The sequence below is a fragment of the Sphingobium boeckii genome (genome assembly GCF_014199215.1).
In the GTDB taxonomy this organism is placed as follows: Bacteria; Pseudomonadota; Alphaproteobacteria; order Sphingomonadales; family Sphingomonadaceae; genus Sphingobium_A; species Sphingobium_A boeckii.
This window is the reverse complement of sequence record NZ_JACIJC010000004.1, coordinates 369,301-388,219: the sequence shown is the minus strand read 5'-3', so window position 1 is coordinate 388,219 and position 18,919 is coordinate 369,301. Positions and strand designations below refer to the sequence as shown.

Sequence of the window (18,919 nt, the reverse complement as noted above, 5' to 3'; positions counted from 1 at the left end):
GATCAGTGAGAGCCCATGTAGCGGCCGCCATTGGTGCTGATCGTCTGCCCGGTGATGTAGCTTGCTTCTTCCGAGGCCAGATAGGCGACGGCGGCGGCGATATCCTCGGGCGTGCCGACGCGCTTCATCGGCAGCGTCTGCGCAAAGGCATCGACGTCAATCGGTGCCGAGCGCAGCATCGGCGTGTCGATGAAGCCCGGTGGCACCATGTTGAAGGTTACGCCCGAAGCCGCGAATTCCAGTGCCAATGCCTTGGTCATGCCCATCAGCCCGCCTTTGGACGAAACATAATGGACCTGGGCGAAGGAACCCGACTGGACCGAGGAGGAGGTGATGTTGACCACCCGGCCCCATCCCGCCGCCAGCATATCCGGCAGCACTTCCTTGGTCAGCAGATAGGGACCGCGCAAGTTGATATGGACGGTCTTGTCAAACAGATCGTCTTCAATGTCCATGAAGGGCGTGAAGGGCGCGATCCCGGCATTGTTCACGAGGATCGCGATCGGCCCCAATCGGGTGCGGGTTTCCTCCGCGGCGGCATGGATCGCGGCCTTGTCGGAGCAATCCGCATCAAGCGCGATCGCGGTGCCGCCCGCCTCCTCGATCAACCTGGCGGTTTCGGCCGCGCCGACGGCGTTGATATCCCAGATGGCGATCTTGGCCGTATCTTCGGCGAGGCGGATCGCGATGCCGCGCCCGATGCCGGAACCAGCGCCGGTGACCACGGCGACCTTGCCATTCAGAGACCTCGTCATCGCAATTCCTTCCCGTGTTTATTCTGAATGCCGCTTCATGGCCCGGCTGGTGCATTGCGGCGCATCAACAGGATCGTTCCTTCCGGTGTCAACCGGCGCAACCGTGTAATCGCCTCGGCGAATATTCCGTGCGGGCCGGGATTGTCGCAACCTTGCGATGTTCGCGATAACCGTGAAGGGTGCGCGCCGGATGATCGGAGAGCCTTCCACCCTCAAGGACGCGCGGCAGGTGCGCACGCGCCGCAATCTGCTCGATGCGCTGCTGCGCCTGCTTGAAACGCGTCCCTTCGAGCAGGTGACGATCCGCGAGATCGCGCTGGAGGCGAAGATCGGTTATGCGACCTTCTTTCGCCACTATCCGGCCAAGGAAGCGTTGCTTCACGATCTGGCCGCAGGGCAGATCAGCGCCCTTCTGGGTCAGGCGCTGCCGGTGCTTTTCGCGGTCGATAGCCGGCAATCCTGCATCACTCTGTTCGAATATGTCGATGAACGGCGGGCCTTGTGGTCGGCGCTGCTCACCGGCGGGGCCGCGACCATGCTGAAACAGGAGTTCACGGCGCAGGCCAGGCGGGTCGCGGAGCAAAGGGGCGGAGTCGATGGCTGGCTGCCTGATGAGTTGCGCGTGATCTTCGCGGTGAGCGCCGCGGTCGAAATCCTGGCTTGGTGGTTGCAGCAAGGCGCTGATTTTCCGATCCCGAAGATTGCCGAAATCCTCGATCGTCTTGTGGTGGCGCCGGCCATGACGGTGGATTGATCGCCACAGGGCGGGCATCGCATGGACGATGAGCGCCGTTCGCCTCAGTTGGCATTATGCGCGCCGGGTCGTTGGCCTTAGCCTGCCGCCCAAAGCAGGAGGGGGCCATGGGCAATCTGACGATCGTCACCAAAAGCGGCGCGGTGCGCGGGATGGTCAGCGGCGGGGTCCGGCGCTGGCTGGGTCTGCCTTATGCGCACGCTGCGCGCTTTGCTGCGCCGCAGCCGCCCAAACCCTGGGAGGACGAGCGCGACGCTTCGGTGCATGGCCCGCAATGTCCGCAAATGTATGGCAATTCGGCCAAGCGCGCGCATCTGGACGCCCCCGGTTTTGCTGAAGACTGCCTTACGCTCAACATCCATGTGCCCGAGGGCGGCGCGGATGAAGGACGCAAGCCCGTCTATGTCTGGATCCATGGCGGGGCGTTCGTGGCGGGCAGCGGCAATCCCTATGACGGTTCGGCGATGGCGAAGAATGGCGACATTATCGTAGTCACGATCAACTATCGGCTTGGCGTGCTCGGTTTCGTCAATTTCGGCGAAGCGCTGGGCTTGCCGGAAATCCCGTCCAACCTCGGGCTGCGGGACCAGATTGCTGCGCTGACGTGGATCAGGGATAATATCGCCGCATTCGGCGGCGATCCGGGGCGGGTGACGATCGGCGGCCAATCGGCGGGTTCGATGTCGGTATCCTTGCTGCTCCAGGCACCAGCCGCCTGGCCGCTCTTCCAGGGAGCGATCATGCAGAGCGGCGCGGTCAGCCTGGTTCACAGCCGCGAAAAGAGCCGCACGATCGCACGGCAATATGCCAAAGTGCTGGACCTCGATCAGGGCAGGCTGGAGCCGTTGCGGACGATGGATATCAGGCGGCTGTTCGAGGCGCAGGGCGTGGTTGGTGCGGCCAATCCAGGGTCGATCCCGTCCGCACCCTGGTTCGATGACGATCTGTTGCCCGCATCGCTGGCCGATGCCCATGCAAGTCCATCGGCCTCCGTTCCTCTTCTGGCCGGCGCGGCCCGCGATGAGATCCGCCTATTCGAACTCATGCCGGGCGATATCCTGCCGACCCGATGGGCCGTGCTTGAGGCGCTGCTGAACGATCAATTGGGCGCCGAGCACGCGGCGCAAATCCTGGCGACCTATCCGCGCACCAAAGCGGGGCGGCGGGCCTTGGCGAGCGATCTCACATTCCTGATGCCCGCGCGCAATTTTGCCGAACGCCACGCGCGGCATAGCCCGGCCTGGTTTTATCGTTTCGACTATAGCCACCCGATCGCGGGCGCGACCCATGGGCTGGATCTGACGCTCACCTGGCCGATGTCCGGCTTTCGCGCAGCGCTGGCGCGCGGTGGCCGGATGACGGGTGAAAGAGCGGCGCTCGGCGCTCGGATGACGGGCCATTATGCGCATTTCGTCCGTCATGGAACGCCGGGCGCTGGCTGGCCCTCTTATGCGCAGGACGGAAAGCCCGTGATGATTTTCAATCTGGAAGACCGGCTGGAGGCCAATCCCGATGCGGCCCGCTTCGCCGCCTGGGCCGGACATGATGTGGGCGTCGGCATGGCGAATTAGCGTCATCGCTAAGCTTTGGCATTGCCGCGCCGGATGACGGTCGGTAGGCGGCGAAGATGACCGACGCCACCGCCAAACCCCTTTCAGACCATGGCAAAGAGGCCATTGAAGACACCGCCGCGCTGGACGTGCGTGATATCGTCCTTCGGCTGCAGACCCAGATCGCCAATCCCGTCACCCGCGCGCGCATCCGGGTCGAACAGGAAGTGCCCGAGGCGCGGCGCGGCCCAGGCTGGGATCGGCATTGGCGCGAACTGGAGGCCTATCTGGAATTGCCCGGCGAATGGCCCATGGCGCAGGATCTGGATTAGAGCGCGATGACTTTAGGTCGATTCAACCCGTCATTGCGAGCGTAGCGAATCCATCCATAGCGGTTTTTGCCACCCTGGATTGCCGCGTCGCTGCGGTCCTCGCAATGACGGAGGCAGGTAATGTCATCACGCTTTAACGCCGGAATTATCCGGAGGCGTGCGCGATAGGTGCTTCGCGCCATTGACCGGGTGGCAGGTCGTCGATCGTCCAGTCGCCGATCCGCCAGCGCACCAGACGAAGCGTGGGATGGCCGACGGCCGCGGTCATCCGGCGCACCTGCCGGTTTCGCCCTTCCCGGATCGTCAGCTTGAGCCAGCAATCGGGCACGCTCTTGCGAAAGCGGACGGGGGGATCGCGGGGCCACAAGGCAGGATCGTCAATGCGCTCGACCACTGCCGGACGGGTCAGGCCGTCCTTCAGGCGCACGCCCTTGCGCAATTGATCGAGGCTGGCCTCCTGCGCGTCTCCCTCCACCTGCACGAGATAGGTTTTCGGCATCTTGAACCGCGGATCCGCAATGCGCGCCTGCAGCCGGCCGTCATCGGTGAGCAGCAGCAAACCCTCGCTATCGAGATCGAGCCGTCCCGCCGGATAGACGCTCCGCACGTCGACGAAATCGGCCAGCGTCGAGCGCTTCGATCCCGGACTATCATCCGTGAACTGGCACAGCACACCATAGGGCTTGTTGAACAGGATCAGCCGCGGCATTCAATCCTCGGACAACAGGGTCATGCTGCCCTGATTGAACAGCGTTGTGAGCAAAGCCGTCGCCGTCTCCGATTGGCTGATCTCATCGGGAATCATCGGGTGATCCTGTGCGCACAATTGCTCGGCCAGGGCGGCGGTTTCTCCAGCGCATTCAAAACACGCGCCATCGACGAACAATAACAGCGGCCCTGTCTGCTGACGAATGAAGGAAAAGCGACTGGCTGGATTGCGGCGGAGCGGCGCATCGCCCGCGATCAGCGCTCGCAAAGCCTCCGTCTCGATCGGCTCTTCGGGGCGCCAATCCATCTCGGGATATTTGGGTGTGCTGTTATACTGCCCGAACCAGCGCGCAAACGCATCGCGGTCACCCATGGTCCGGGTGATCATCGCATGAAGCGCCGCGATCGCATCTGGGGAAATCTCGCCTGGATTGGCCTGGGCTTGCAAATCCGGATCGCCATAGCGGTCATCATCCGGCATTTCGGCAATCAGATCGTCGCACCAGCTTCCGATCAGCTCGCTGCGCGATGGGGCACGAAACCCGATCGAATAGGTCATGCAATCATCGCCCATGGCCACGCCATTGTGCGCAACGCCTGGTGGCACGTAAAGGATATCGCCGGGTTCCAGAATCCATTCGTCCGTGGCTTCGAAATGGGCGAGCAGACGCAAATCGTCATGCGGCAGCAAGGCGGTGTCTTCATCGCAAAGCGCGCCGATCTGCCAGCGACGTTTGCCGAGACCCTGGATCAGAAACACGTCATATTGATCGAAATGCGGGCCGACGCCGCCGCCATCGGTGGCATAGCTCACCATCACATCATCGATCCGCCAATTGGGAATGAAGCGAAAGGCTTCGATCAGCGCGGCCACATCGGGCACCGCCTGATCGACGGCTTGCACGAGCAGCGTCCACGGCTTTTTGCCGAGCTTGGCAAAGCGCGATTCCGGAAAGGGTCCATGTTCCATTTTCAGCGTCTCGCGCGCCTGCACGATCAGCCGCGCTTCGATCTCGTCGTCGCAAGCCAGTCCAGCGAGTTCATCGGGTTCAAGCGGATTGCGCCAGAACGACCAGGGATTTTTGATCAGCAGCGGTTTCTTCTGCCAGATATCCGACAAGAAAGCGTCGCTGTCGAAATCATGTAATCGCATAGGAACTCACGGCGAAAGCGGCAGCCTGGTGCCGGCCGCCAAAGCGCCTCCTCCTATGGCGGAAAGCCTCGAATAGAAAGCGATCATCGCACCGCCGACTTCCAACAGGGCAGCCTTGGTTCCGATGATAGTAACCTCTCGGGCCAAGGCAGGTCTGAAGCTTGCGTATGATATCTGCATCTGAAAGGGAGAAGTTGGCATATTTTAGCAAAGACGCCACCGAAAGCATTGCGGAATATAAACTAATATATATTGCAAATTAAAATCAGATAATTGTCATATATATTATAAATGCTTATGTTAAAGCGAATTATCGCTGACGGTCTATATGGGTGTCCGGCGACTGAGAGATGCTTTGAGCTCCCGCCCCGACGGAGAGCCGATGTGTCTGCACGAACACATATTCTGGAGTTGATGGCGCGTAGGCTCCGGTCACGGGCCGATCTGGACGATGAAGATTGTCGGGCGATCATAGCGTTGCCCCATGCTGTGCGCGTCTATGAGGCACCGGCCTATATCATCAGGGAGGGCGGGCCGCCTACGTCATATTGCACCTTGATCCTCTCGGGCCTCGCTTTCCGGCAGAAGGTGACGCTGACGGGCGCACGGCAGATCGTCTCCATCCATATGGCGGGCGATTTCATCGATCTGCAGCATCTGTTTCTCAAGCGGGCGGATCACAGTGTTCAGGCGCTCAGCCGGGTGGAAGCGGTCGATATCGAGCGCTCGGCCCTGCGGCAGTTGATCATCGATCGACCGGCAGTCGGGCGTGCCATGTGGACGGACGCGCTGATCGAAGGCTCCGTGTTTCGCGAATGGGTCGTCAATGTGGGGCGGCGCGACGCCAAGACGCGTGTGGCGCATCTCCTGTGTGAATTCGCGCTGCGGATGCAGGCGGCTGGCTTGGCCAATGGCGAGGGGTTTGAATTGCCGATGACGCAGGAGCAGATCGGCGATGCCGTGGGGCTGACCAGCGTGCACGTCAATCGGACGCTCAAGCTGCTCGCGGCCGAAGGACTGATCGAGCGGGACAAGCGGTTTGTAAAATATCGGGACTGGCAACGGTTGCAACATGTCGGCGATTTTACATCGCTTTATCTGCATCTGGACCAAGCAGGCGGAGAGCAAAAAACGCTTTGAACCAAGCAGTACTAAATAAATCTATGTTCTTATGAAATACGCAACGTATGTTAGCATCTTATCGAGCAACCTGATTTCAAGGAGCTTGCGGGATGGGAAGAGCGATTTCAGAACAGTTCCCCGCGGGCGATGGCTTTGGCGCGCACTCCGATTTCTACGTCGAACATGCGCGCGGGCTTCTCACCGAAGCCCAGCAATCGCTTGACGCCATTTTGGTTTCTGCGCTCCAGAATCCACCAATGCGCAGCACATCTCCCGCGCAGACGGCCCGGCGGCTGGGGCGCGAACGGATGACGCGGGACAATTTCTTTCCGGCCAATCTGACCAAGGAGCCGGCGTGGCCGATGCTCGTCGAACTCTACCGTTGCCGAATCGACGGCGAGGATCTTTCGGTCACGGGGCTGTCCTTTGGCGTCGGCATCCCGCTTACGACTGGTCATCGCTGGATCGAAGGGCTGCGCCAAGGCGGATATCTGGAGGCCCATCCATCAAAATCAGATGGCCGATCCACGCTGATCGTGATGACGGACAAGGGGTTTGCCGATATGAACAATTATCTGATGAGCATTTCGAGCGCCGTTTGAGAGAGGCAGGGCGCGGCTCAAAGCGCGAAGCGCGATTGCAGGCCAGCACGGGGCCGGATTTATAACGACGATCCCGGTGGGGCACCGCGGAACGGAATGCCGATATCCCGGCGCGTTCAGGATCCGCCCTAACAACATCCGCCTGACGAAAACATATCGAAACAATCTCGCCTCAGTTCGCGAACCATCGCCTCATGCCCCCATGGGGACATATCATGACGAATCTGCGAATTCCTCGATCGGAAGCTGGCCGCACCGGCTTCGGGCGAGACCCCTTTCTCAGGCACTGCGCTGCCTCAACGCCCGAAAGCCCTAGCATGAAAAAGGAGGCCGCGTGACCGCATCCACCCTGAACCGCCGCCAGATGGCGCTGGGCATCACCGCGGCGGGGCTGGCCCTGTCCACTGATGGGCTGACGGCCTCCGTGCGCGCCGCGCCGCCGCCTGGCCCGCAAGCGATGCTGAATGGCTATCAGCCCTGCCGCTTCGGCCAGGTCCATTATCGTTTTGCGCAACCGCAGAAGGCGAGCGGAAAGCTGCCCTTCCTTTGCCTGCACGCCAGCCCGGGATCGAGCCGGGGCTATATGGATTTCCTGCCGATGATGGGCACGGACCGTCTGGCGATCGCCGCCGATACGCCGGGTTATGGTCTCTCCGATCGCCCTCCGGCCCCGTCTACGATTGGCGATTTTGCAGCGGCCATGGGCGATCTGGTCGATGCGATGGGCCTGAAGCGCATCGATCTGCTGGGCAATCACACCAGCTCAGCCACAGCGCTCGAACTGGCGCGTCAGCGGCCCAGGCTGGTGCGCAAGATCATCCTCAATTCGGCGCTGATGTTCACGCCGGAGGATCTGGTCAAGATGAAGGCCGGGGTCGCAAACGTCGCGGCGTCGGATCTGGAGGCGGCCGCTGCGCGAATCCCTGAAAACTGGAAGGCTTTCCGCAAATTCAGGCCCGACATGAATGAGGAGCGCGCCTGGCTCCTGTTTTGGGAGATGAACCGGGATCCGATGCACCTGGATTGGGGCTATGCCGCATCCTTTGACTATGACTTTGCAAAAACGCTGGTTCAGATCACCCAGCCGATACTGATCCTCAATCCCAACGATGTTTTATTTGCCATCACGTCACGCGCCCGGGCCGTTGTCCCCAACGGGCGTGTGCTCGATCTGCCCTGGACGGGCGGCACGTTCGGCGTCCATGCGGCGGAGGTTGCCGCTTTGGCGCGGGACTTTCTGGATGGCTGAGGGCAGGCCGCTCATCCTCTTTCTCCGGCGCTTCTTTTAGGAAAGTAATGATTTCAGTTATTTGAAGCCTGTAGCCGCTGCGGCGATGCTTTGCCATTTGCCATCCAATGGTCTGGCGGCGGCCGATGCGCAGCGATAGAAAGCCTCATCAAGCGCTGAGGATGATTTCCCGCGCCCATGGATTCAAACCGGGAGACGATGGTGGCTGACAGAACGCTCGATTGCTCGGATCTCGATAATTATCTCGGCAAACCCCTTCAGCCTGCGCGCATGAAGGAGCCGCTGCATAACAATGATTTTCGGCGCTGGGTGCAGGCGATGCACTATCCCAATCTGCTGCACTATGATCATGATTTCGCCAAGGAAGGCCGCTACGGCCGGCTCGTGGCACCGCAATCCTTCGCCGTCGCCACTGACGATGGCCATGGCGCCGGCCCCGCGTGCGTCGGCCGGGTCCCCGGTTCTCACCTGATTTTCGGCGGCGATGAATGGTGGTTCTATGGCCCGCGCATCTTTGGCGGCGACATGATCCACAATGAAAAGATCCCGTTCGATTATGTGGTCAAGGAGACCAAATTCGCCGGCCCGACCTGTTTCCAGCGGGGCGACAATAATTATTATAATCAAGATGGCGATCTGATCGCCAAGCAGCGGTCCACCGGTATCCGCTATCGCAATGATCTCGCCGTCGAGATGGGGTCCATGGACGCCACGGAAGACCCCGAGTGGACCGATCAGGCGCTCGCCGAGCTGGAGGAGCGCAAGCTCGAATTCATCAACATGATGCACGATCTTGGCCATGGCAAACGCTATTGGGAAGATGTGAGCATCGGCGATGCGCTGCCCGTGCGCGTCTTCGGGCCTCACAGCATTGCAAGCATCACCACCGAATGGCGCGCCTATCTCTTCACCCTGTGGGGCGATACGCACCGGCCCGTGATCGATTTCGAGGCGCTGGGGTTCGATCCCGCCATGGCGGGTCACGAGAATGACGGGGTGATGGAGCGGATCAATCCCGAACTGACCGACGGCGCCTATTTCGGGCCGTCACGCGGACACCTCTTTCCCCGCTGGGCGCGCTACATCGGGATGCCGCGGCCTTATGGATATGGTGCATCCATGGGCGCGTGGATTCTCGATTACCTTGCAGGTTGGGCCGGAGAATATGGGCAGGTGGTCCATGTGAACTCGGCCTATCGCGGCCCGGCCTTTACGGGCGATGCCACCTTCATGACCGCCACTGTGATCGACAAGATGGTCGATGAGCAGGGCCGGCATGTCGTGCAGATCGATTGCAAGATGGCCGACCAGCTCGGCAAGACCATGGCGACCGCCAAGGGCGAGATCGAGCTGCCGACCCGGAAGTGACGCCCCGCGCCGGCGAGGGTTGGTAGGGATTCCTGCTGGATCCCTGACCGGCTTACGCCGGCACGTCGGCCAGAAACGCGGCGATGGCGTCGGCCCATTGCTGGGGTTGCTGGTCAACGATATCGATCCCGCCGCCGTTCAGCGCGGTGAAGGCGAAATCAGGTCGCATCCGGTGCGCGGTCAGCGCGCTTTCGTAGAGCATGTCGCCGGTGTTCGTCAGGATCAGCGTGGGCTGCGTGATCTGCATCAGCGTCTCTTCCTGACGATAGGAAAAGCCGGCATTATGGCCATACCAATAGGCACCGTGCGATAGCGCCGCCATCGCCTGCACCACATAATCCCCGATCCGCGCCGGGCTGATCGTGCCCAGGCTATAGCGTTCGCGCGCGGCGGCGACCTGCACCATATGCGCTGCGCCCGGCAACGCCGTGAAGGCTTTTTCACGCACCAGGATATCATCGATGAGCGCCTGACGCTGGTCTTCGCTCACGATGAAGGGGCCACCTAGGATCACCGCACCGACGCGATCGGGAAAGCGCACCGCCGCTTCGTTGGCTACAAGCGCACCGGTATGATGTCCGCCGATTGCGGCGCGCTCCAGGCCGAGCGCGTCGAACACCAATGGCACGGTTTCGGCATAATCGCGTATCGCAGGCACGAACGGTGTCGGATCGGACATGCCAAATCCGGGATAATCGATCGCGATGGGCCGGATGCCGTGCGCCATGAGCGGGGCAAACACATAATCGAACTGGTTGGCGGTCATGATGGACTGATGCAGCAGCAACAGCGGGCGTCCTACCAATCCGTCAAGATAATGGATCTGTCCATAGGGGCCGTCGATATAGCCCCTGCGCATCCTCAAGGCCTGGCTCACTCTGATGTCCTCCGTCGTGCACCGCTGCATTGCGCCGGTCGACCGGCTTTGAGCGCAGGCGGGTTCTCTCTTATCCGGCAGTCGGATAAGATGCGCCAACCTTGTGGCGACAAGGCAATGATCGGCAGCAGGTTCGGGCATTGTATACAGTCGGGAGAATGGGGATGAAGGATATGCTTTTTACGCGCCGTGAAGGCCTTGGCATGGCAGCGCTTGCCGCGGGCGCGGCGGCAGCCGGTCCGGCGATGGGCGCGGCTCCCAAAGTGGATTTCGTCTCCAAGATCGATTTCAAGGATCCGAAATGGAACCGTGACACCTTTACGCGGCTGGATGCCGATCTTGATCCGACGAAGGAAAAGGTGGGCTGGATCAGGGGCCGGGCGATGGGCGTGCGAGACAATGAAAAGGTTCGTCCGCTCTTCGGCGTCGATGGTTTCAGCGTGGTGCGCACCAAGCGCCTGGAAGATGGAAGCTGGCGCCGGCTGCTGCGCGAGATCGTGTTCTACCGGGATCTGGAAACCGGCAAGATCCTCGATAGCTGGGAAAATCCTTATACGAACGAGACGGTCAAGGTCGTCCCGATCGCCAACGATCCCTTCAATTTCACGATCAGTGAATTCCATCAGGATCCCCCGTCTTATGGCGGTCTGCAAACTGAAAAGGTGGCCAAGCGGCCCTATCTGCTCGATTGGGTTTATGGGCCGGACGATACGCTGATCCTGCAAACGGGCATCGACATGGTTTATCCCAACGCTTTGCGGCCAGATAAATGGCCGCGGGAATCCTCCGGCTGGATGAACCGCGTTTCCGAGCATTTCACCTACACCGCCAAGCTCAAGGACGTGAAGAACCCCAATCTGACTCATGTGCCGCATGTGGGCGCATGGCAGCGCATCACGCCTTGGCTGCCCTGGATGCTGATGGGTGCCGCGCCCGGAAATATTCTTTACACCACGGCCTTTGCTTCTGTGCCCAACGGCATTGCCGGGCTTGCACCCGATATCCGCGAAGCGGCGCGCGCGATGGATGAGAAATGGCTTCATGCGCCGACGGAGGATTATGGTCCTTCGCTGTCCAGCCTCGAAAATTACGCGCGTTATCAGAAGCCTGCGCCGGTTCCTGCTGGATGGACGCCGCCCCAGCCGCCGCCGGCTGCTGGTCCCATGAAGTGATGCCATGGACAGGCGGTCGTGACCGGCCGCCTGTCCGTGCAGACGTGCGATAGACACGGGAAAGGGCGGGCGATGCTGGAATTTGGACGACGCGACGTGATGGCGGCAATGGCCGCGGGGGCTGCGCTTGGCAGCGCAAGCTCGGCGATCGCCCGCAAGACAAACGCCAAGCCTCTCGATTTCAGCAATCAGGACGATCGCTTCCGGGCCTTCATGCAGATGCGCGGGGCGCTCGATGAACGGCTGGTGATCGGCTATTGCACCGGTGCGTATTTCGGCGTCGTCGATGGGCAGATGACCCCTTTATGGGATGTCGTCGGCGTCACTTTCGCTCGGTTCCGGCGTCGGCCCGATGGCAGCTATGATGGCGTCTCGGGCGAGATCGCGCATTTTCTTGATCCCAAAACAGGCGAAGCGCCGGGGCGCTTTTTCAACCCCTACACTGGCAAGACCATCACGGAGCCGCGCAGAAATCTGCCGCCGTCCCGCATCCTGGTGCTGCCCGATCATGGTGTCTCGCCCGCGCGCGACATGCCCGGCGCGACGTTCGATCACGAGCTTCGCGCGCCGCAGGTCCGCGGTGACGATGTCTGGATCAGCGAAATCAATCGTGTCACGATGCAGCCTCCGGGTGGCACCAAGCCATTTTCCTACAATGAGGTGGTGACGATGCACGCCAGCCTGAAAGAGCTTCAACAGCCTGGCGCGATGCGAGTGACCTGCCCCACCAGCGTGACGATCACAGTGGACTGGCGGCCATGGATGGAGATGCCGGCCGGTCATCCCGGCCATCTGCTGATGGCGAGCACCAGTGGAGGCTATGGCGTATCGATGGACGAACTGCCCGAAACCTGGCTCAAGGCCACCAGACAGCATTTCCCGCAAATGCTGGAAGATCCCGCTTCGCTGATCGAACCTTTGTGGAAAACCCTGTGAGGCCGGAACTCGGCGCTCGATCGCGCTGATTCAGATCAGGGCGCGGCCTGCGCTACGGGTCTGGTCTCACCCTTTTTCCAGATGATTCCGCCCAGGATGATATTGGGCAGGGCGCTGTTATCCCATTCCGGCGATGGAGGCGGCGCATCGCCGATCCGCAGGATGACCGTCCGCGCGGCGCGCGAAATGAATACCAGTTGATTGGCATTGCCGTCGAACATGAACAGGTCTTTGTCGAGATAGGGCTGGCTGTGCAGAACTTTTGGCCCCGGCTTGCTCGGCGCAGCAAAGCCGCGGCGCGATAGATAGGGGCCGGCGACCCACAGGCCCATGCCATAATGCGGATTTTCAGGGGTGCCATGCGCCATGTCATCCACATAGCCCTTGGGCAGAAGCCTGCGCCCATCGGCCACGCCGTCATTCATCAGCAGGATGCCGAGACGCAGCCAGCTTTCCGCCGGCAACGTCATGCAGCAGCCCGAATGGGCGAGGCCGCCGGGCCGGTTGACCCAGATTTCGCCGCCCGCCGCGCCGATCGGCGCCAGGATCTGCTTGCCGATGAAATCCCCGTAGCGCGTGCCCGTGGCCCGCTCGATCACCACGGCGATCAGCTCCGCCACGGCATTGCCATAGCCATAATAGCGGCCAGGCTCGTGAGTCAGCGGATAATCGTTGATGATGTGCCAGCCATGGTCGGGATCGATATAGGCGCGGTTGATCGGATGTTCGGGATCGTCGCTATACATCTGCTCCAGCAGGCCCGAACGCATATCTAGCAGATGACGGATCAGCATCGGTTCCTTGGGCGTGCCGCGCCATTCCGGAATGAAATCTGCAACCGGCTGATCCACCGACTTGATCTTGCCCATCGCAATCGCGCGGCCCACCGCGATCGCGGTGATCGGTTTGGAGAGCGATTTGGATACGATCTGACTGTTCCGGTCTTTGCCTTTGAAGTAATCCGCACGCTGCAATTTGCCATCGCGCCACACGATCATCGCGCTGGCGTTGCTGGCCTTGGCATAAGCCGACGCCTGATCCAGAGCCTCTGGCGTGACGGACAGCGCATCGGCGGCGGCAAGCGGCAGCGGTCTTGCTTTGCGCGCACCTTCAACGCGCTCCATCGGATCATAACGGGTCAGGATTCCGCCGCTTTTCATCAGGGCTTCGAAGCGTTGACGATAAATTTCCTCATTTGCGTGTGGGGTATTCGCGGCCGTCAGCATCAGCGCTGGAACGATCACGCTCGATCGCAGCAGGCCGCGAACAACAGCGGTTCTGAACGTGGGCTTCGTCTTTGAAAATATGGCCATGACCAAGGACATGCTGGCTAGTTCCAAAAGCTCGCAACGGGATTTCGAATGCTATCCGCACTGCGGACATCCGGCAAAATTGTGTGCAGAAAATACCGTGCTGCAATCGCCTGTCGGATAGACGGCACGTTTGCCGTTATTTGTCGGGTGCGGCCGATATGCTCCGGATCAGGTGCCCAAAGGGGGGCGTGGGCAAGCCAGCAATGCGGACAATCCGCCGGCCTGCCGCTTTGGTATTCAAGATCAGGGAGAAGAACATATGGCATATTTCAAGAAAAGCGCTTTGGGAGGCGCATCTTTCATGGCCTTGGCGTCGATCGGGGCTGCGCTGCCTGGCGCGGCGATCGCCCAGGCACCTGCCGAGACAGCGACTGAAGCAGCAGCAGACTTCGGCGAGATTTTCGTGACCGCGCGTCGCCGCGAAGAAAGCATCCAGACCGTCCCCATCGCGATCACGGCCTTGAGCGCGGATGATCTGGCCGATCGCAATATCAGCAATCTGAATGACCTTACCAATGCCACCCCGGGCGTCGCCATCACCCAGATCACCGGCGGCGGGATGCAGATGATCTACATTCGCGGCCTGGCACCGGCGAATACCACCAACGATCTGAACACCGAGGCCAATGTCGGCGTGTTCATCGATGACATTTATCAGACGAGCCGCAACACGCTGGATATGATTTCGGTGCTCGATGTCGGGCAGATCGAAATCGCCAAGGGGCCGCAGAGCGCGCTGTTTGGCCGTTCCACCTTTGCCGGCGCGATGTCGATTTCGACCCGGGCGCCTTCGCGCGATTTCGAGGGAAACATCCAGGCGACCGTCGGGCAGGATAAGGATTATCGCGTCCGCGGTTCGATTTCCGCGCCGCTGACGGACACGCTGTCGTTGCGCGTAGGCGGTGGTTATCTCACCTATGACGGCTTTGGGACGAACTCTGCGGATACGGACGACAATCTGGGCGGCACCGAAAAATATGCTGTTACAGCGGCTTTGGAATTTGCGCCGACGCCCGATTTCACAGCGCGTCTTTCAGGTTTTCTGACCAGCTCGAAATCGGAGCTTTCGGCTTATTCCGTTCTGCCCCTGTCCGCATTCAACTGTGGTGCCGTCAACGCGGCGACCGGCTTGCGCACCCAATATTGCGGCGAGATCAAATCCACCAAGATCAGCAGCATCACGGCTGATCAGCCCGAAACAAAGGCCGAATCCCGGCAGATCTCGTTGAACATGAACTGGCGCCGCGATGGCATTTCGGTCACCAGCGTCACCGGCTTCACCGAAGCGGAAAACCGGTCTTACAACGATTATGACGGCACGGCGAACGGCGCGCCCTTTGGCGTTTGCACCATTGGTGCCGGCTGCTTTCCTGCTGGCCCCTATACCCGTTTGACGAACGTCAACCTCTTGAGCTCCGGGCGCGAGCGCGTGCGCACGTTCAGCCAGGAAATTCGGTTCCAGTCCGATAACAGCTCGCCTTTCCAGTGGATTTTCGGCGGGAGCTATTTCAATTCGCGGATTCCGCTGGCGGCTCTGGGCATCGGGGTGGATAGCAGTGGTCTCGCCGCCAACGAGCGTCTGGTGCAGGTCAATCCGGTCGGCACCCCCGCGGCGACCGGCTTTGGGGCCTATGACTTTACGGCCAACCCGTTCCTTTCGAGCGATTTCATGGGCACCCAGGTTTACAGCAGCTATACGCGCGCCAGCTCGAAGACGATGTCGATCTTCGGATCGCTGGGTTACAGCTTCGGATCGTTCCGCGTGAATGCCGAAGGTCGTTACAATATCGATCGCAAGCTGGCTCAGGTTCTGTCGGTCAGCAATCCGCTGAGCGCACCGGGCATCAACGTGCCGATCGATGGCACGCAGGTTCCGGCCGCCGGAGCGTTCCCGGTCACGGGGCCGCAATTCTTCCGCACGTTTGAAAGCTTCGCGCCGCGCTTCACGGTGGATTATCAGGTGACGCCCGATATCTTCCTTTACGCAACGGCGGCAAAGGGCGTGCGCGCAGGCGGGTTCAATACAGCCAATCCCGTCAGCCCGACCGGCATTCTAGCCGATGAAACCGCGTATGAGGAAGAAACCAACTGGACCTACGAGGCGGGTGTAAAGACGCATCTGTTCGATCGTCGCCTTCTTCTCAACATATCGGCTTTCCATGTCGACTGGACGAACGCACAGGTTTCGGCGTTCACGCTCAACCCGACCGCGGTCAATCCGACCCGGATCGTGCGCAACGCCGGCAATATCAAGAGCAATGGTATCGAGGTTCAGAGCGAACTGAAGCTGCATGATTATTTCAGCGTCGGCGGCAGCATGATCTACACTGATCCGAAATTCCAGGCCGGTGCTTATGATGCGTCGATCGTGGCGCAGTGCGTAATCGGTACGGGTGCCACGGCCACCGCCGCGCCGGGTTGCCCGCCGGTCATCCTCGTCACGACGCCGAGCGGCACACGCGCCGTCACGTCGATCGAAGGCAAGCGGCCGACCCGCTCGGTGAAGCTGCAGTGGAATCTCCATGCAACCGCAGACGTGCCTTTGACGGATAGCTGGAACATCACCGGACGTGTGGATGTGAGCCACTCGGGCCTCACCTATGGCAATTTGATCAACACGGCGAGCTTCGGGGAGCGGACGCTCACCAGCCTGCGTTTTGCGCTGGAGAATGATCGTTACAGCCTGGCGGTGTGGGGCAACAACATCTTCAACGTGCTCTACACTTCCAATTCGATCGCCCAGCCGCGTGCGGGCTATCCGTTCGCCTTCAGCATTCCCGAAATCTATCTGGGCGAATCGCGGCGTATCGGCGTGACGGCCAGCGCCAAATTCTGAGGTCTCCGGGAGGGTGTTCGCACCCTCCCGTTTTCTTCGGATGCGCGGATATCGCGCCATCCTCATGCACCAAAAGCAAAACGCCGGCCCCATAGGAGCCGGCGTTCTTTTTGGTCGCGATGTCTTTCAGGTGTTTGGAACGGACTCAGATCTTCGGGGCTGAATGATCGGTGAAATTGGCCCAATCCTTGGTGACGAACTTCTCGTCGATCAACGTGCGCTGATAGCAGAGACCGTCCCTGAACCACTGCCATGTCCGCGCGCGATGCGTGCGAGCGTCGTTATTCTGGATCATCTCGTAGAGATAGATGCCCGGCTCGTCCTTGCGCGTCCAATTGAGGCAGGTCGAACGGTTGAAATCGTCTGGCTGCATCTGTGCGGCCCAGCCCTTGATCAGATCATTGTCCCACCAGATCCGGCCATTTTCATACCAGGCCGGAAAATCGCGCACATCGACGCGGCCATCGTCCCAGAAATAATGGTTCGTCTGGTGATAATGATCAACGCCGTCCTTGTGAAACAGGCGGCAGATCAGGCGAGAGCGATGCTCGTCGATCAGCTTGCCGGTGGCGGCATCATAATAGCGATACCAGCCTTCCCAGACGCCTTCATTGCTCACCAGAATGGGCATCGCGTCGCGGACGCCCGGCTTGTTCAGTGCTTCAGTCACTTGTTTCTCCCGCTTGCTCCCTGGAGCATATCGGCGCGCTATCCGCACTCCCACCGGGATGAACGCTATATCCACACAGTGACTATCGGCATGCAGCCCAAGAGGGCGCTCACGGCGCGGGGGTTGCGGCTTCGATATAGGCGGCGACGATCTGGGCGAAGCGCTCGGGCGCTTCCAGCGGCGGATAATGGCCGACGTCAGGCATGAATATCTTGGAGACCTGGGTGCCGGTCAGATAGCGTTCCAGCGCGTTGGCGGCTGGCGGGGTCAGCAAAGGATCGGCACCGCCCCAGATCAGCAGCGTCGGTGCCTTGACCTGCGCCATGGCGACCTTTGCGGCCTTGCCATCACCGATCTTGGCGACAAGCGCGATCATGTGCTTTTCGGGATTGCGGCGGTTGAGATCGTAATAGGCTTTGATCTTCGCGGGGCCGATGCGGCGGCCGTCGCCGGAGAAAAATGTCAGATATTCCTTCCAATAATCCTGGTCTTCGAATTTGGTGTCCGCCGCTCGTTGAAGCGCCTGCGCCCATGAAGGGGTGGGCTTGAGGTGATCGGTCTTGACGGGATCGGCCGGCGTGTTCGCCATGATGAGGCGATCGACCAGATCGGGGCGCTTCGCAGCCAGATACATGCCCAGCGTGCCCCCGCTGGAGACGCCCACGAAGGTGATGTGATCCACGCCGAGCTGCGCGAGGAGCTTCTCCGCGATATCTGTGGGCTGCACCGCCGCCGCCTGCGCGTCCGTCACGGTGCCGGAAAGGCCGGCGGCGGGAATATCGTATCGGATCACGCGATAACGGTCGGTGAGTTTCGCCGCTACATCGTCCCATTGCCGGAGCGAACTGCGCGATCCATGCACCATCAGAATGGCCGGGCCTTTGCCCTCATCCTTATAATAGACCTCCATCCCCTCGATCACCGCGATATGGCCCGCGGGATCGTCATAGAGTCCGCGGAGCTGTGCGACGGAGAGATAGGGCGTGCCGCTTTCAGGCGGCGCGGCATGAGATGACGGCGAAATCAGCATCATCGCGGCGATCGCCGTCGCCATGCGCCAGCGCTGCATCACTTGCCCTTCAGCGTTGCGAGATAAGCGATCATATTGGCCCGGGCCTTGGGATCGGCCATCCCCGGATACATCATCTTGGTTCCGGGAATAAGGGCCGAGGGGCGCTTCAGCCAGGCATCCATCGTCGCAGCGGTCCAGGTGATGCGCGTCTTTTCCATGGCAGGCGAATATTTATAGCCGGGATGGAACGCCGCTTTCGCGCCCATCACGCCGGCCAGATTCGGCCCGACGCCATTGCGGCCGCCGACGTTGATCGTGTGACAGGCCCGGCATTGAAGAAACAGCTTGGCACCGATTGCAGGATCGCCTTTGGCCGTCGCTGCTTGCAGCATGAATGGCAGCGGCGCGGCGGCTGTCGAGCGATCCGCAACGGACAGGGTCAGCGCAACCGCGGCCCCGCAGAGAATGGCGAAAGGGAGAGGGTGGTTCATACTGATTATCCTGCGGTCG

At 60.8% G+C, this 18,919-nt stretch carries 18 protein-coding genes; 10 read left to right on the top strand and 8 right to left on the bottom strand.

Annotation, left to right across the window (positions count from 1 at the left end; translation table 11 throughout):
* Positions 1–2: 2 nt before the first annotated feature.
* On the bottom strand, positions 3–755 hold the full coding sequence (locus tag FHS49_RS13400; RefSeq protein ID WP_184019351.1) for an SDR family NAD(P)-dependent oxidoreductase: 753 nt from the start codon (positions 753–755) through the stop codon (positions 3–5).
* Between the two features lie 157 nt (positions 756–912).
* Between FHS49_RS13400 and FHS49_RS13395 the strand changes: the two genes are divergently transcribed.
* The 3 genes from FHS49_RS13395 (at position 913) to FHS49_RS13385 (ending at position 3,391) form a co-directional block, all read left to right on the top strand.
* On the top strand, positions 913–1,509 hold the full coding sequence (locus FHS49_RS13395; RefSeq protein ID WP_246350703.1) for a TetR/AcrR family transcriptional regulator: 597 nt from the start codon (positions 913–915) through the stop codon (positions 1,507–1,509).
* A gap of 107 nt (positions 1,510–1,616) precedes the next feature.
* On the top strand, positions 1,617–3,080 hold the full coding sequence (locus FHS49_RS13390) for a carboxylesterase/lipase family protein (protein ID WP_184019349.1): 1,464 nt from the start codon (positions 1,617–1,619) through the stop codon (positions 3,078–3,080).
* 56 nt (positions 3,081–3,136) lie between these two features.
* Positions 3,137–3,391, top strand: coding sequence for a hypothetical protein (locus tag FHS49_RS13385; RefSeq protein ID WP_246350700.1), 255 nt, complete (start codon positions 3,137–3,139; stop codon positions 3,389–3,391).
* A 145-nt stretch (positions 3,392–3,536) separates the two neighbouring features.
* Here FHS49_RS13385 and FHS49_RS13380 read toward each other — a convergent pair whose 3' ends face one another.
* Entirely contained in the window at positions 3,537–4,100 is a 564-nt protein-coding gene (locus tag FHS49_RS13380) for a pseudouridine synthase (protein WP_184019347.1), read from the bottom strand.
* On the bottom strand, positions 4,101–5,252 hold the full coding sequence (locus FHS49_RS13375; protein WP_184019345.1) for a cupin domain-containing protein: 1,152 nt from the start codon (positions 5,250–5,252) through the stop codon (positions 4,101–4,103).
* Between the two features lie 414 nt (positions 5,253–5,666).
* On the opposite strand from FHS49_RS13375, the gene FHS49_RS13370 reads away from it, so the two are divergent.
* The 4 genes from FHS49_RS13370 (at position 5,667) to FHS49_RS13355 (ending at position 9,593) form a co-directional block, all read left to right on the top strand.
* Positions 5,667–6,392 (top strand): Crp/Fnr family transcriptional regulator, encoded by a 726-nt coding sequence (locus tag FHS49_RS13370; protein ID WP_184019343.1) that lies wholly within the window; start codon positions 5,667–5,669, stop codon positions 6,390–6,392.
* Positions 6,393–6,484: 92 nt separating this feature from the next.
* Entirely contained in the window at positions 6,485–6,976 is a 492-nt protein-coding gene (locus FHS49_RS13365; RefSeq protein ID WP_184019341.1) for a MarR family winged helix-turn-helix transcriptional regulator, read from the top strand.
* A 334-nt stretch (positions 6,977–7,310) separates the two neighbouring features.
* Positions 7,311–8,225 carry an alpha/beta fold hydrolase gene (locus FHS49_RS13360; RefSeq protein ID WP_184019339.1) on the top strand — a complete coding sequence of 305 codons (915 nt, stop codon included), beginning with the start codon at positions 7,311–7,313 and terminating at the stop codon, positions 8,223–8,225.
* Between the two features lie 177 nt (positions 8,226–8,402).
* On the top strand, positions 8,403–9,593 hold the full coding sequence (locus FHS49_RS13355) for an FAS1-like dehydratase domain-containing protein (protein WP_246350697.1): 1,191 nt from the start codon (positions 8,403–8,405) through the stop codon (positions 9,591–9,593).
* A gap of 52 nt (positions 9,594–9,645) precedes the next feature.
* Here the strand turns inward: FHS49_RS13355 and FHS49_RS13350 are convergent, their stop codons facing one another.
* The gene (locus FHS49_RS13350) at positions 9,646–10,470 is read right to left on the bottom strand and encodes an alpha/beta fold hydrolase (RefSeq protein WP_343052981.1); all 825 of its coding nucleotides are present in this window, start codon (positions 10,468–10,470) and stop codon (positions 9,646–9,648) included.
* 164 nt (positions 10,471–10,634) lie between these two features.
* Between FHS49_RS13350 and FHS49_RS13345 the strand changes: the two genes are divergently transcribed.
* Entirely contained in the window at positions 10,635–11,642 is a 1,008-nt protein-coding gene (locus FHS49_RS13345; protein WP_184019335.1) for a DUF1838 family protein, read from the top strand.
* A gap of 18 nt (positions 11,643–11,660) precedes the next feature.
* The gene (locus FHS49_RS13340; RefSeq protein WP_184019333.1) at positions 11,661–12,578 is read left to right on the top strand and encodes a DUF1838 family protein; all 918 of its coding nucleotides are present in this window, start codon (positions 11,661–11,663) and stop codon (positions 12,576–12,578) included.
* Between the two features lie 35 nt (positions 12,579–12,613).
* Here the strand turns inward: FHS49_RS13340 and FHS49_RS13335 are convergent, their stop codons facing one another.
* Positions 12,614–13,738: a serine hydrolase domain-containing protein gene (locus tag FHS49_RS13335; protein ID WP_184019331.1), complete on the bottom strand. Its 1,125-nt coding sequence runs from the start codon at positions 13,736–13,738 to the stop codon at positions 12,614–12,616.
* 412 nt (positions 13,739–14,150) lie between these two features.
* On the opposite strand from FHS49_RS13335, the gene FHS49_RS13330 reads away from it, so the two are divergent.
* Complete coding sequence (locus FHS49_RS13330) at positions 14,151–16,727, top strand: TonB-dependent receptor (RefSeq protein WP_184019329.1); 2,577 nt, start codon at positions 14,151–14,153, stop codon at positions 16,725–16,727.
* Between the two features lie 145 nt (positions 16,728–16,872).
* Here FHS49_RS13330 and FHS49_RS13325 read toward each other — a convergent pair whose 3' ends face one another.
* From FHS49_RS13325 to FHS49_RS13315, 3 genes are all read right to left on the bottom strand, one after another.
* Positions 16,873–17,397, bottom strand: coding sequence for a DUF3598 domain-containing protein (locus FHS49_RS13325; RefSeq protein WP_184019327.1), 525 nt, complete (start codon positions 17,395–17,397; stop codon positions 16,873–16,875).
* A 109-nt stretch (positions 17,398–17,506) separates the two neighbouring features.
* Positions 17,507–18,466 (bottom strand): alpha/beta fold hydrolase, encoded by a 960-nt coding sequence (locus FHS49_RS13320; RefSeq protein ID WP_184019325.1) that lies wholly within the window; start codon positions 18,464–18,466, stop codon positions 17,507–17,509.
* Positions 18,466–18,900, bottom strand: a complete 435-nt coding sequence (locus FHS49_RS13315; protein ID WP_184019323.1) for a c-type cytochrome — start codon at positions 18,898–18,900, stop codon at positions 18,466–18,468. Before FHS49_RS13315 ends, FHS49_RS13320 begins: the two co-directional genes overlap by 1 nt.
* Between the last annotated feature and the right edge of the window lie 19 nt (positions 18,901–18,919).

Excerpts from the sequence above, each read along its gene's own strand:
- FHS49_RS13390 (WP_184019349.1), top strand. The coding sequence starts at position 1,617 with ATGGGCAATCTGACGATCGTCACCAAAAGCGGCGCGGTGCGCGGGATG.
- FHS49_RS13345 (WP_184019335.1), top strand. The coding sequence starts at position 10,635 with ATGAAGGATATGCTTTTTACGCGCCGTGAAGGCCTTGGCATGGCAGCG.
- FHS49_RS13330 (WP_184019329.1), top strand. The coding sequence starts at position 14,151 with ATGGCATATTTCAAGAAAAGCGCTTTGGGAGGCGCATCTTTCATGGCC.
- FHS49_RS13395 (WP_246350703.1), top strand. The coding sequence starts at position 913 with ATGTTCGCGATAACCGTGAAGGGTGCGCGCCGGATGATCGGAGAGCCT.
- FHS49_RS13400 (WP_184019351.1), bottom strand. The coding sequence starts at position 755 with ATGACGAGGTCTCTGAATGGCAAGGTCGCCGTGGTCACCGGCGCTGGT.
- FHS49_RS13365 (WP_184019341.1), top strand. The coding sequence starts at position 6,485 with ATGGGAAGAGCGATTTCAGAACAGTTCCCCGCGGGCGATGGCTTTGGC.
- FHS49_RS13385 (WP_246350700.1), top strand. The coding sequence starts at position 3,137 with ATGACCGACGCCACCGCCAAACCCCTTTCAGACCATGGCAAAGAGGCC.
- FHS49_RS13355 (WP_246350697.1), top strand. The coding sequence starts at position 8,403 with ATGGATTCAAACCGGGAGACGATGGTGGCTGACAGAACGCTCGATTGC.
- FHS49_RS13320 (WP_184019325.1), bottom strand. The coding sequence starts at position 18,466 with ATGCAGCGCTGGCGCATGGCGACGGCGATCGCCGCGATGATGCTGATT.
- FHS49_RS13370 (WP_184019343.1), top strand. The coding sequence starts at position 5,667 with ATGGCGCGTAGGCTCCGGTCACGGGCCGATCTGGACGATGAAGATTGT.
- FHS49_RS13375 (WP_184019345.1), bottom strand. The coding sequence starts at position 5,252 with ATGCGATTACATGATTTCGACAGCGACGCTTTCTTGTCGGATATCTGG.
- FHS49_RS13315 (WP_184019323.1), bottom strand. The coding sequence starts at position 18,900 with ATGAACCACCCTCTCCCTTTCGCCATTCTCTGCGGGGCCGCGGTTGCG.
- FHS49_RS13335 (WP_184019331.1), bottom strand. The coding sequence starts at position 13,738 with ATGAAAAGCGGCGGAATCCTGACCCGTTATGATCCGATGGAGCGCGTT.
- FHS49_RS13380 (WP_184019347.1), bottom strand. The coding sequence starts at position 4,100 with ATGCCGCGGCTGATCCTGTTCAACAAGCCCTATGGTGTGCTGTGCCAG.